12 protein-coding genes are annotated in these 11,554 nt (G+C 74.8%); 4 read left to right on the forward strand and 8 right to left on the reverse strand.

The features are described 5' to 3' along the window. Nucleotides 1-271: 271 nt before the first annotated feature. Genes dmpG through ACFW6A_RS15180 form a run of 3 tightly spaced genes read right to left on the reverse strand, consistent with a single transcriptional unit; the run spans nt 272 to nt 3,094 of the window. Nucleotides 272-1,282: a 4-hydroxy-2-oxovalerate aldolase gene (gene dmpG / locus ACFW6A_RS15170; RefSeq protein WP_386640884.1), complete on the reverse strand. Its 1,011-nt coding sequence runs from the start codon at nt 1,280-1,282 to the stop codon at nt 272-274. After that, nucleotides 1,279-2,277, reverse strand: a complete 999-nt coding sequence (locus tag ACFW6A_RS15175) for an acetaldehyde dehydrogenase (acetylating) (RefSeq protein WP_386640887.1) — start codon at nt 2,275-2,277, stop codon at nt 1,279-1,281. Before ACFW6A_RS15175 ends, dmpG begins: the two co-directional genes overlap by 4 nt. A gap of 10 nt (nt 2,278-2,287) precedes the next feature. Beyond that, entirely contained in the window at nt 2,288-3,094 is an 807-nt protein-coding gene (locus ACFW6A_RS15180; RefSeq protein WP_386640890.1) for a 2-keto-4-pentenoate hydratase, read from the reverse strand. Between the two features lie 71 nt (nt 3,095-3,165). On the opposite strand from ACFW6A_RS15180, the gene ACFW6A_RS15185 reads away from it, so the two are divergent. Beyond that, the gene (locus ACFW6A_RS15185; protein WP_351851998.1) at nt 3,166-3,915 is read left to right on the forward strand and encodes an IclR family transcriptional regulator; all 750 of its coding nucleotides are present in this window, start codon (nt 3,166-3,168) and stop codon (nt 3,913-3,915) included. Between the two features lie 240 nt (nt 3,916-4,155). Further along, complete coding sequence (locus ACFW6A_RS15190) at nt 4,156-4,782, forward strand: flavodoxin family protein (RefSeq protein ID WP_386640893.1); 627 nt, start codon at nt 4,156-4,158, stop codon at nt 4,780-4,782. A gap of 35 nt (nt 4,783-4,817) precedes the next feature. Here ACFW6A_RS15190 and ACFW6A_RS15195 read toward each other — a convergent pair whose 3' ends face one another. Beyond that, nucleotides 4,818-5,249 (reverse strand): pyridoxamine 5'-phosphate oxidase family protein, encoded by a 432-nt coding sequence (locus ACFW6A_RS15195; protein ID WP_386487244.1) that lies wholly within the window; start codon nt 5,247-5,249, stop codon nt 4,818-4,820. A 199-nt stretch (nt 5,250-5,448) separates the two neighbouring features. On the opposite strand from ACFW6A_RS15195, the gene ACFW6A_RS15200 reads away from it, so the two are divergent. Beyond that, nucleotides 5,449-5,787: a thioredoxin domain-containing protein gene (locus ACFW6A_RS15200; protein ID WP_351852006.1), complete on the forward strand. Its 339-nt coding sequence runs from the start codon at nt 5,449-5,451 to the stop codon at nt 5,785-5,787. 19 nt (nt 5,788-5,806) lie between these two features. Here ACFW6A_RS15200 and ACFW6A_RS15205 read toward each other — a convergent pair whose 3' ends face one another. From ACFW6A_RS15205 to ACFW6A_RS15215, 3 genes are all read right to left on the reverse strand, one after another. Further along, complete coding sequence (locus ACFW6A_RS15205; protein WP_386485102.1) at nt 5,807-6,286, reverse strand: SRPBCC family protein; 480 nt, start codon at nt 6,284-6,286, stop codon at nt 5,807-5,809. 165 nt (nt 6,287-6,451) lie between these two features. Further along, nucleotides 6,452-7,129, reverse strand: a complete 678-nt coding sequence (locus ACFW6A_RS15210; protein WP_351852011.1) for a response regulator transcription factor — start codon at nt 7,127-7,129, stop codon at nt 6,452-6,454. Then, nucleotides 7,126-8,388 carry a sensor histidine kinase gene (locus tag ACFW6A_RS15215; protein WP_386485105.1) on the reverse strand — a complete coding sequence of 421 codons (1,263 nt, stop codon included), beginning with the start codon at nt 8,386-8,388 and terminating at the stop codon, nt 7,126-7,128. Before ACFW6A_RS15215 ends, ACFW6A_RS15210 begins: the two co-directional genes overlap by 4 nt. Nucleotides 8,389-8,722: 334 nt before the next feature. Here ACFW6A_RS15215 and ACFW6A_RS15220 point away from each other — a divergent pair, with 334 nt between their 5' ends. Continuing rightward, nucleotides 8,723-10,948 (forward strand): MMPL family transporter, encoded by a 2,226-nt coding sequence (locus ACFW6A_RS15220; protein WP_386640898.1) that lies wholly within the window; start codon nt 8,723-8,725, stop codon nt 10,946-10,948. Here ACFW6A_RS15220 and ACFW6A_RS15225 read toward each other — a convergent pair. Further along, entirely contained in the window at nt 10,938-11,531 is a 594-nt protein-coding gene (locus tag ACFW6A_RS15225) for a GNAT family N-acetyltransferase (protein WP_386485107.1), read from the reverse strand. The genes ACFW6A_RS15220 and ACFW6A_RS15225 overlap by 11 nt on opposite strands. Nucleotides 11,532-11,554 lie beyond the last annotated feature (23 nt).

Genomic DNA, 11,554 nt, shown 5'->3' on the forward strand with positions numbered 1-11,554 from the left:
GGGGGTGACGGTAGGGAGGAGGTGTTTCGGCGGCGTTGCGCCCAGGAAACCGCGGCGTACCCGAAGGGCACGCCGCGGGCGGGAGGGCGGGGACAGGTCCTGCCCGCTGCCCAGGGCCGCGGGCAGCGCGACGGCCCCGCCGGCACCCGCCACCCCGCAGGAGGCGAGCGGCGGTCCGCGGCCGTCGGAGCGGGGGCGGTGCGGCCGGGGGTCCTGGATCCGGGTGGCCCGCTCTGGTCGGGGAAGGGGGGGTTCCGGCCGCGCCGGGGTGTCAGCGGTCGGCCGCGAGGCCGAGGGCGATGTCCACGATCATGTCCTCCTGGCCGCCGACCAGGCGCCGCCGGCCGCACTCCATGAGGATGTCGCGCACGTCGACCCCGTAGCGCCGCGCGGCGGTCTCCGCGTGCCTCAGGAAGCTGGAGTAGACGCCCGCGTAACCCAGCGTCAGGGTCTCCCGGTCGACGCGGACGGGACGGTCCTGGAGGGGGCGGACGATGTCGTCGGCGGCGTCCTGGAGTCGGGCCAGGTCACAGCCGTGCCGGAAGCCGGACAGGTTCGCGACGGCGACGAACGCCTCGATGGGGCAGTTGCCCGCGCCCGCGCCGTGTCCGGCGAGGGAGGCGTCGACGCGGCGGACTCCGTTCTCGACGGCCACGACCGAGTTGGCCACGGACAGCGAGAGGTTCTCGTGGGCGTGGATGCCGATCTCGGTGGCCGGGTCGAGGACATCGCGGTAGGCGCGCACCCGGGCGGCGACGTCGTTCATCGTCAGCCGGCCGCCGGAGTCGGTGACGTAGACGCAGTGGGCGCCGTACGACTCCATCAACTTGGCCTGCCGGGCGATCTGTTCGGGTTCGGCCATGTGGGAGAGCATCAGGAAGCCGGAGACGTCCATGCCCAGCTCGCGGGCGGCGGCGATGTGCTGCGCGGAGACGTCGGCCTCGGTGCAGTGGGTGGCCACGCGCACCGACCGCACGCCGAGGTCGTAGGCGTGCCTCAGCTCGTGGACGGTGCCCACGCCGGGCAGCAGGAGGGTGGTGAGGCGGGCGCCCTTCAGGACCGAGGCGGCGGCCTCGATCCACTCCCAGTCGGTGTGGGAGCCGGGGCCGTAGGTGACCGAGCCGCCGGCGAGGCCGTCGCCGTGGGCGACCTCGATCGCGTCGACCCCGGCCTCGTCCAGGGCGACGACGATGCGCTGGACGTCCTCGGGCGCGATGCGGTGCCGGACGGCGTGCATGCCGTCGCGGAGGGTGACGTCCTGCACGAAGATCGGGGTGCTCACTTGGCGGCCTCCTTCACGGGCGCGGCCTTCTCCGCGGTCCTCTCGGCGATCTTCTCGGCCACCCGCACGGCGGCCGAGGTCATGATGTCGAGGTTCCCGGCGTACGCCGGGAGGTACATGCCCGCGCCCTCGACCTCGAGGAAGACGGACACCTGGTGGGTCGGCCGGGTGGCCGCGCCGTCCGCGAGGAGGGTCTCGACGGGCTGGTCGGCAGGGATCTCGGTGATCTGGACGTCCTGGACCACGCGGTAGCCGGGGACGTACGCCGACACCTCGGCGACCATCCGCCGCACCGACTCGGTGATCCGCTCCTTCGCGGCGTCGGTGCCCTCGCCCTCGCCCTCGCCCTCGCCCAGGGTGACCAGGGCGAGGACGGTGTCGCGCATCATCAGCGGCGGCTCCGCCGGGTTGAGGATGATGATCGCCTTGCCGCGGCGGGCGCCGCCGACCCGGACGATCGCCTCGGAGGTCGTCTCGGTGAACTCGTCGATGTTGGCCCGGGTGCCGGGGCCGGCCGACCTGGAGGCGATGGAGGCGACGATCTCCGCGTACGCCACCGGGACGACCCGGCTGATCGCGGCCACGACCGGGATGGTGGCCTGGCCGCCGCAGGTGACCATGTTGACGTTCGGCGCGTCGAGGTGTTCGTCGAGGTTGACGGCCGGGACGACGTACGGGCCGATCGCGGCCGGCGTGAGGTCGATGACGCGGATGCCGAGCGGGCGCAGCTTCGCGTCGTTGTCCCGGTGGGCGCCGGCGGAGGTGGCGTCGAAGACGATGCCGAGCTCGTCGATCAGCGGCGACTTCAGCAGGCCGTCGACGCCTTCGGCGGTGGTCTCGAAGCCGAGGCGCGCGGCGCGGGCCAGTCCGTCGGAGGCCGGGTCGATGCCGACCATGACGCCCATCTCCAGGTGCTGCGCGGTGCGCATGATCTTGATCATCAGGTCGGTGCCGATGTTGCCCGACCCGATGACGGCGACCTTGGTCCTGCTCATCGTCGTGTCCTTACGCGGAGAAGGTGAGCGACACCGTGCCGAGGCCGGTGACGGTGGCGTGGACGGTGGCGCCCGGTGTCACGGGACGCATCGGGCCGAGGGCTCCGGAGAGGATCACCTGGCCGGCGCGGAGCGGTTCGCCCAGGTCTCGGGCCTGACGGGCGAGCCAGACCACGGCGTTGACCGGGTCTCCCAGGCAGGCGGCGCCGTTGCCGGTGGAGACGGTCTCGCCGTCGATGGTCATGGTCATCTCGGCGGCGACGGGGTCGAAGGCGGTGAGCGGGACGCGCCGGGTGCCGAGGACGTAGGCGCCGGCCGAGGCGTTGTCGGCGACCGTGTCGCCGAGGCTGATGTCCCAGCCGGCCACCCGGCTGCCGCAGATCTCGATCGCGGCCACGGCGTGGTCGACGGCCTCGCGGACCTGGGCGTCGTCGAGGGGGCCCTCGGCGAGGTCCGCTCCGAGGACGAAGGCGATCTCGGCCTCGACGCGGGGCTGGAGGACGGCACCGGCGGGCACGGTCGAGCCGTCGGCGTGCGCCATGTCGTCGAAGAGGACGCCGAGGTCGGGCTGGTCGACGCCGAGCTGCCGCTGCACGGCGACGGAGGTCAGGCCGATCTTCCGGCCGACGACCGTGGCGCCGGCCCTGATCCGCTCGGCGGTGAGCAGCCGCTGCACGGCGTACGCGGCGGTGACGTCGTCGCGGCCGATCAGGTCGCGGACGGGGGCGGCGGGGGTGCCGGTGGCGGCGGCCTCGCGGAGCCGGGCGGCGGCTGCGGCGATGCTGTCGGTGCCGACAGCGCGGTGGTTCTGGGGCATGGCGCCCAATGTGCAGCACGGGGAGCGGCGGGTTCCACGAAGGCGTTCCACTCAGCGGTACGCTCTTGCGCATGGAGGACAGCGACACCGTCCTGGGCAAGGCACTGGGGATCCTGCGCGCGTTCGGCCCGGCCGATTCCGTGCTGCCGCTCGCCGAGCTGGTCCGGCGCACCGGTCTGGCGAAGGGCAGCGTCCACCGGGTCGCCGGGGACCTGGTGCGCCACCGGCTGCTGGACAAGACGGACCACGGGTACCGGCTCTCGGGGGGCCTGTTCGAGCTGGGCATGCGGGCGGCGGCCGAGCGGACCCTGCTGGAGGTGGCGATGCCGTTCCTCCAGGACCTGTACGAGCGCACCCACGAGACGGTGCACCTGGGGGTGCGCGAGGGCCACGAGGTCGTCTACGTCGCCAAGATCGGCGGCCACCGGCAGGCCAGGGCGCCGTCCCGCACCGGCGGCCGGATGCCGCTGCACTGCACGGCGATCGGCAAGGTGCTGCTCGCGCACGCCGGGGAGGACGAGCGGGCGGCCGTGCTGACCGCCCCGCTGGAACGCCGCACCCCGCACACGGTGATCGCCCCGGGCCTGCTGCACGGCCAGCTGGTCAGGGCGGTGGAGACGGGCGTCGCCTACGAGCGGGAGGAGTCGACGCCGGGTCTGCTGTGTGTGGCCGCGCCGGTCCTCTCCCCCGACGGGCTGACGGCGGTCGCCGCGGTCAGCGTGACCGGCCCGGTGGGGCGCTTCCGTCCCGAGTCCCACGCCAACGCGGTGCGCGCCGCGGCCGCGGGCCTGGGCGCGACCCTGGCCCGGCGCCGCCCCTGACCGCCCGGGGCACGGCGGGGGGCGCTCAGGCTACCGGGTGCCGGGCCGCCGGGCCTCCGCAGACCGTGATCGCGGCGGGTACGGGCTACGGGGACGGCTGCTGCGGCTGCGGAGCGCGACGGGCGGGACACCCGGGCCCGGCACGACACCCGGGCCGGGTGGGGGACGGCGGGCGCGGGCGGCTCGTGGTTCCGGTGGTGAAGGGCGGATACGGTGCCGCGGACCGGGTAGCCGGACGGCATGGACACTCATGAGCCGACGCCCCTCCGCGCCGTCGCCCTGGTCTGCACCCTCTCCCCCTCCCCTGCCCGGTCCAGCTCGCAGCTGCTCGCCGAGCAGACGATGGCCGCCCTCGCCGCGCACGGGGTCACGGGGACGACGATCAGGATCGCCGACCACGACGTGAAACCCGGCGTGAAGACCGACATGGGCCACGGCGACGCCTGGCCGGAGATCCGGGCGGCCGTCCTCGACGCGGACATCCTGGTCCTGTCCACCCCGATCTGGCTCGGCCATCCCTCCAGCCTCGCCCAGCGCGTGCTGGAACGGCTGGACGCCGAGCTCTCCGAGACCGACGACGAGGGCCGCATGCTCACGTACGGCAAGGTCGCCGCGGTCTGTGTCGTCGGGAACGAGGACGGCGCCCACAAGGTCAGCGCCGACCTCTTCCAGGGACTGAACGACGTGGGCTTCTCCCTCGCGCCCAACGCGGTCACCTACTGGGTCGGCGAGGCCATGCAGGGGACCGACTTCCAGGACCTGGACGAGACCCCCGAGGCGACCGCCGGCACCACCCGCACCCTCGCGGCGAACACCGCCCACCTGGCCCGCCGCCTCAAGTCCGCCCCCTATCCGTCCTCCTCCTGAAGGCGGCGCGCCCCCACCGGCCGCGCCGGGTCGCGTCAGTCCTGGGAGGGAATGTCCAGCGCGGTCCCGTACAGGCGGGAGACCCGGATGAGGATGGTCACCCGCCGGTCCGGCAGGGGCTTCTCGCCGGGGGCCGCGCCGTCGGCCGGGTCCAGGATCTCCGCCTCGCCCTCCGCCACGGCGAACGACCACACGTCCGGGCCGCTGACGTGCAGCGAGGTGTGCGGGTCGCGGCGCAGCTGACGTACCTTCAGCCGGTCGGCGGTGGAGGAGATCCGCAGGACGCGCTGCTCGGCGTCCCACTGGTAGAGGACGGTCGACAGGTGCGGGTGGCCGGTGCTCCGGACGCTCGCCAGCACGCCGAACCGCTGCCGGTCCAGGAGCCGGGAGAGTTCACCGTCGGCGAGCGCCCGGGGCGCCGGCCCGTCGTTCCGGGTGGTGGTGGCGGTGGCGGCGTTCTGGCTCATGGGATCAGTCCTTCGAGATCGGGCGGAGCGGCCAAGAGAGACATTAGCAGATGGTTTTGTTGCAGACTATCCGCGTAGGGCGGACTTCTCGTCCGAGGCCCCGTGCGCCCGGGGTCCCCACCGCGAGGGCGGCGTCCGTCCACCGCTCCCCCGGGCGATGATGGGAGGGAGACACCGGCACACGGAGACAGGAGCCCTCATGGTGAAGCGGGTCCACCAGCCCCGCGAGGACGCGGAGTTCGACTTCGTCCTCGGAAGGACCGAAGGGCCGGTCCTCGCCTACTTCGTCGGGACCTGGCCCAAGGCGATCGAGCCCTGCCGGACCATGGACCTCGTCGTGGGCGCCGTCGCCGACGAGTACGCCGGCCGCCTCACCGCCGTACGGGCCGACATCACGCGCTGCCCCGCCGCGACCAGGCGTTACGGGATCACCGGAGCCCCGTCCTGCGTCCTGCTGAAGGACGGGGAGGCGGTGGCGCGCGGCACGGGGGCGCTGACCCACACCGAGGTACGGGAACTGGTCGAGGCACACCTCTGAACGGGCCCCGCCGGGCGGCTCAGCCGCCGACGGCCTCCGACGGGCGGGCGGCCGGCTCGCCGCTCCGCTGCTCGCGTACCGCGATGCGGGCAAGCTTCGTCAGCATCATGCCGTTCCGGATGGAGACGAGGTAGTCGACGGGCAGTCCGTGCATCCGGGTGCCGGGGCCCCGCAGCGGATGCCATTCGAGGAGGAAGAGGGTGTTCTCGCCCCAGGGGATCAGGTGCATGGCGATGCGGGCCGCACCGAAGGGGTCCGCCTTCGCCTCCAGTTCGAGCCGGCGCTGCGGCTCGCAGATGCGGACGACGCAGGTGTCGTCGAGGGTGAGGGGGCCGACGCCCACCCGGACCCGGAGCCGGGCGCCCACCTCGGGCCACTGCGGGTCGGCGGCGATGACCCGCTGCGTGCCCGACACCCACTCGCCGTACCGGAGGCCGTCCGCGAGGAGGCCCCACACGCGCGACGGCGGGCTCAGGATCAAGCGCCGATTACGGGACACCGCGACCGCCTTCGCTCTTTCCACACGGAACGACGTCACACGACGTCGATGGCCTTCGGTGAGGTTATCCGCGGCCCGCCTCCCCCGCACGCGCAGACGGCCGTGCGTGCCGGCGGAGGCGGCCCCGCCCGCCCGGCGTGCGGGAGCGGCCGGATCCGGGGCGGCTCAGCGCGCCTGTCCGGCCGTCACCAGGCCCGACTCGTAGGCGGCGATGACGGCCTGGGCGCGGTCGCGGACGCGGAGTTTGGCGAAGAGGCCGGTGATGTGGTTCTTCACGGTGGAGGGGCTCACGGCCAGCCGGTCGGCGATCTCGGTGTTGTCCAGGCCGCCGGCGATCAGCCGCCAGACCTCCCGTTCGCGCGGGGTGAGTCCGTCGGTGCCGGGAGGCGCCGGGGGCGCCGTCCGGTGGTCGGGACGGGTGACGTGCGTGGAGATGAGCCGGGTCAGGAGCCGGGGGGCGAGGATCGCCTCGCCGTCGTGGACCACGCGCAGGGCGGCGACGAGGTCCTCGGGCGAGATGTCCTTGGGGAGGAAGCCGCACGCCCCCGCCCGCAGGGCGCCGACCACGTGCTCGTCCATGTCGAAGGTGCTCAGGGCCAGCACGCGGCAGTCGGGCAGTTCGGCGGTGAGGCGTTCGGTGGCGGCGATGCCGTCGAGGACCGGCATGCGGATGTCCATGACGACCACGTCGGGCCGGTGCTCATGGGCCAGGCGGACCGCCTCGGCGCCGTCCGGGGCCTCGGCCACGACCTGGAAGCCGGGTTCGGGTGCGAGCATCAGGGCGAGGCCGTGGCGGACGAGGGGCTGGTCGTCGGCGATGAGGACCTTCACGGGGGCGTTCACGCGCGCGTCTCCTGACGGTCGGCGGGAAGGGGCAGGCGGGCGCGGACGGCGAAGCCCTCGCCCTCCGGTCCGGCGCGGAGGCTGCCGCCGTGCAGGGCGACGCGTTCGCGCATGCCCATGAGCCCGTAGCCCGCACCGCGTCCGACGGGCCGGCCCTGACGGGGGCCGTCGTCGGTGACGGCGACGCGCACCTCGTGGGCGGCGAAGGCGAGCCGCACGTCGGCGTGGGCGCCGGGGCCCGCGTGCTTGCGGGTGTTGGTGAGGGCCTCCTGGACGATGCGGAAGACGGTGAGCCCGACGCCGGGCGGGAGGCTCCCGGGGTCGCCGTCGGTGGTGAGGGTGGTGGGGAGGCCGGCGCGCCGGCTGTCCTCGACGACGCGGTCGAGGTCCCCGACGCCGGGCTGCGGGGAGGTCGTCTCGCCCTCGTCGCCCTCGTCGCCGGCCCGCAGCACGTCGAGCAGGTGGCGCATCTCGCGCAGGGCGGTGCGGCCGGAGCCCTCCAGGGTGACCAGCGCCTCGCGGGCCGTCTCCGGGGACCGGTCGAGATTGGCCCGGGCCCCTCCGGCGAGCAGCTGCATCGTGGTGAGGTGGTGGGCGACGATGTCGTGCAGCTCGCGGGCGATGCGGCGCCGTTCGTCGGAGACGGCGCGCTCGGCGAGCAGCTGCCGGTGGATCTCGGCGTTGCGCTGCCAGCGCCCCACGGCGGCGGCGGCGCCGGCCACGAACAGCGCGGACGTGAGGTTGGCGGCGAATTCGACGGCGCTCGGGGGGACCGCCACCGGGTGGACGAACTGGATCACCGCGACGCATCCCGCGACGGCCGCCGCGCCGACCGCGGGGCGGTGGTGGCGCAGGGCGGTGTACAGCGCGACGACGGTCGCGGCACCGTAGTGCTGGCCGACCGGGCTCACCCATTCGAGCGACAGGTTCACGGCGAGGACGCCGGCGAGGACCGTCAGCGGGGCGCGGCGCCGGGCCAGCAGCAGCAGCGAGGCGGCCGCCATGACCAGGCACCCGGCCACCGGCACCCGCCCCTGGTCCATCTGGCTGGTGATGGTGAACCCGACGAGGTCGACGGCCGCGGCGCCGGCGGCGACGAGCCCGTCCTGCCGGCTCCACACCCTCGACCCGCCCTGCCCGTTACCCGTCCCCGGCTCGCCCTCCCGGCTCCCGGCCCGGCGGTCCGGCGTCCCGGCGGCGGACGGGTCCGCCTCGTGCACCGCCCGGCCGGGGCGCGTCCCGTCCGCCCGCCGTCCCATCTCCGTCTCCCCTTTACCCCTGCACATGGCCGCACCGGTCCCGGGGCCGCGTGGCGGCCCGCTGACGTGCGGTTCGGTCCGTCGAGTCTCCCATGGTGCCGGTGCGCCGGAGCCGTGGCGTCGGGACCGGGAGGGAGCGGGGACCAGGAGCGTGCTCCCAGAGGGCGGACGGTGCGGGGCCCTGCTCCCAGGAGCTTTCTCGTCCCCGGCTCCGAGGTGCGGGCCCGATGCCGCTGATGTGCTGGAGACGTGCCGGGGCCACCCGGCCGGAGCGCTGCCCCGGGCCCCCGCGGTGCCGGGCGCGCCCTTCCGCACTCACCCTGGAGGCCTTTCCGTGATCCGTGCCCTGACCGGTTTCTCGACCCGCAGACCCTGGCGGGTCATCGCCGTGTGGGCGGTGGTCGGCGTCTTCCTGACGCTCATGGGCCAGGCGCTCGTCTTCCGCGTGACGCACACCGACAGCGCCGGCTTCCTGCCCCAGGAGTACGACGCGGCCGCGGCCCTGCGGGTCGCCCGGGAGGAGTTCGGCGCGGAGCCCGACGCCGACGCGGTGACGGTACTGGTGGCCCGCCGCGACGGCGGACCGTTGGAGGACTCCGACAGGAAGCGGGCGGCGGACGTGGTGCGCGAGCTGAACGCCACGCGCCTGGAGATGCCCTGGACCGACGAACAGATACGGGGGCTGTCCACGGACTACTCCCAGGTCCCCCGGGTGGCGCTGACGGCGACCGCCCCCGACCGGTCCTTCGCCCTGCTCGGCGTGCGGCTGCGCGGCAACTCCACGGACCCCGGCATGCATTCCGTGTACCGGGTCTTCCAGGACCGCGCCCGGCAGGAGTTCGACGAGGCCGGACTGCGGACCGGCTTCACCGGGGGCCTGGCGGACGTGGTGGAGCGCGCCGACGGGGAGAAGACCACGCAGACCGTGGTCGGCCTGCTGATGGTCGGTCTGATCGTGCTGGTCAACGTGCTGGTGTTCCGCAGCGTCCTGGCCGCCTTCGTGCCGCTGTTCGCGGTGTCCGTGGTGGGCGGCGCCGCCGCCGGGACGGTCGTGGGGGCGGCCCTGCTGACCGGCCTCGAACTGGACACGGGCACGCCGAGCATGATCGGCACCGTGCTGATCGGCATCGGCATCGACTACTTCCTCTTCCTGCTGTTCCGCTTCCGCGAGGAGCTGCGGCGGCGCCCGGAGGAGCACCACCGCGCGGTGGCCGCCGACGTCGCCGGACGGGTCGGCACGGCGGTGACCTCGGCGGCGCTGACGATCGTGGCGGCCTTCGCGACGCTGGGCGTGGCGACCTTCGGCCAGTTCCGGGTGCTCGGGCCCTCGGTGGCGGTGTCGGTGCTGGTGATGCTGCTGGCGAGTCTGACGCTGATGCCGGCGCTGCTGGCGGTCTGCGGCCGGCGGATGTTCTGGCCGTCGAAGAGCCTGGCGAAGGCCGCCCGGCCCCGGCTGGCCGGACGGACGGGCGAGCTGGTGGCCCGCCGCCCGCTGCTGGTGTTCGTGGCGTCGACCGCCCTGCTCGGCGCGCTCGCCGTCGGCGTGGCGGGGGTCCGCATGGACTTCGGCATCGGCGGCGCCCCGCGCGACACGGCGGCCGCGGCGACGGCACGGGAGATCGCCGGAGCCCTGCCGCCCGGGGTGTCCGATCCCACCACCGTGTACGTGACCGCAGACGACGGCCGCGCCCTGGACCCCGCCGAACTGGGAGCCCTCCGGGGGGCCCTGGCGAAGGTGACCGGGGTGGGCTCGGTGGCCGCCCCCGTGCTCGACGCCGACCGCACGGCCGCCCGGCTGGACGCGTACCTGACGGTCGACAGCCAGTCCGAGCGGGCGCGCGCCCTGGTGGCGGGCCCGGTGCGCGAGGCCGTCCGGGAGGCGACGCCGGCCGGGCTGACCGCGCACGTCGGCGGTACGGCCGCGGTGTTCGCCGACGTGGCGACGGCGGTGGACCGCGATCTGCGGACGGTGTTCCCGGTGGCGGCGGCGCTGATCGCGCTGATCCTGGTGGTGCTGCTGCGCAGCCTGGCGGCCCCGGTGGTGCTGATGCTCGCGGTCGGGCTCTGCTTCGCGGCGACGCTCGGGGCCGCCGCGCTGGTCTTCCAGCACCTGGGCGGCGAGCCGGGCGTGAACTTCGTCCTGCCGCTGGTGCTGTTCCTCTTCGTGGTGGCCCTGGGCACCGACTACAACATCCTCGTCAGCGACCGCCTGCGGGAGGAGATGGCCCGCGGCGGGCCGGCCCGGGCGGCCGTGGCCCGCGCGGTGCGGCACACGGCGCCGGCCGTCGCGACGGCCGGCGTGGTCCTCGCGGCCTCCTTCGGCGCCCTCGCGGTAAACGCGGACCCGTCCACCCGGCAGCTGGGCTTCGCCACCGCGCTGGGCATCCTCCTGTCCGCCTTCGTGCTGTCGCTCCTGCTGGTCCCGTCGGCCGCGGCGCTGCTGGGCCGGGGCATGTGGTGGCCGGTGCGCACCGCCGCGGCGGGCGGGAGGAAGGAGCCCTCGTCCCCGAAGGACCCCTCGTCCCCGGCGGTGCGCGCGGAGGAGCCGGTCACGAGGTGACGGGCCGGTAGGTGAAACCGGTCAGCGGTGCGAGGGTCCTCCAGCCGATCGCCTCGTAGAGCGCCCGGCCCTGGACGGTCGCTCCCAGGATGCCCTCGGAGACGCCCCTTTCGAGGGCGGCCCGGGTGAGGGCGGCCATCACCGCCGTCCCGAGGCCGAGGCGCCGGTGGGCCGGCTCGGTGACGATCCGGTCGAAGACGCAGGCGGTGTCCGTCAGACCGGCCTGGCCGCCGGCGGCGAGTTCGCCGTCGGCGGCCAGGACGCGCACCCGGGCCACGCCGTCGGCGGTCCCGGCGGTGGCGGTGTACCCGTCCGGCAGGCGCACGCGCGCCGGACGCAGACCGGTGGCCATCAGGAAACAGGGCTCGGTGGGCTCCCACGCGGCCGGGAACCAGGGTTCCATGGCGGCCGGCGGCAGGAAGGCCTTGACGCACGTGGTCGGCTCGGTGATCGTGCCGACGAGCCCGCGGGCGGTGTCGGCGTCGGCACCGAGCAGGACGTGACGAACCTTCTGCGACGGTTGTCCCACCTCGATCCGCAGCCCCCAGGGGACGTCCTCCGGCCGGGGCGCCCCACGGGACACGGCCCATCCCTCGGCCCATGACC

It is taken from the genome of Streptomyces sp. NPDC058758, from assembly GCF_042746075.1.
In the GTDB taxonomy this organism is placed as follows: domain Bacteria; phylum Actinomycetota; class Actinomycetes; order Streptomycetales; family Streptomycetaceae; genus Streptomyces.

Bases quoted from the DNA above. Each gene is read 5' to 3' on its own strand.
- ACFW6A_RS15195 (WP_386487244.1), bottom strand. From the start codon at position 5,249: ATGAGCCAGAACGCCGCCACCGCCACCACCACCCGGAACGACGGGCCG.
- ACFW6A_RS15190 (WP_386640893.1), top strand. From the start codon at position 4,156: ATGGACACTCATGAGCCGACGCCCCTCCGCGCCGTCGCCCTGGTCTGC.
- ACFW6A_RS15215 (WP_386485105.1), bottom strand. From the start codon at position 8,388: ATGGGACGGCGGGCGGACGGGACGCGCCCCGGCCGGGCGGTGCACGAG.
- ACFW6A_RS15175 (WP_386640887.1), bottom strand. From the start codon at position 2,277: ATGAGCAGGACCAAGGTCGCCGTCATCGGGTCGGGCAACATCGGCACC.
- ACFW6A_RS15180 (WP_386640890.1), bottom strand. From the start codon at position 3,094: ATGCCCCAGAACCACCGCGCTGTCGGCACCGACAGCATCGCCGCAGCC.
- ACFW6A_RS15200 (WP_351852006.1), top strand. From the start codon at position 5,449: ATGGTGAAGCGGGTCCACCAGCCCCGCGAGGACGCGGAGTTCGACTTC.
- ACFW6A_RS15185 (WP_351851998.1), top strand. From the start codon at position 3,166: ATGGAGGACAGCGACACCGTCCTGGGCAAGGCACTGGGGATCCTGCGC.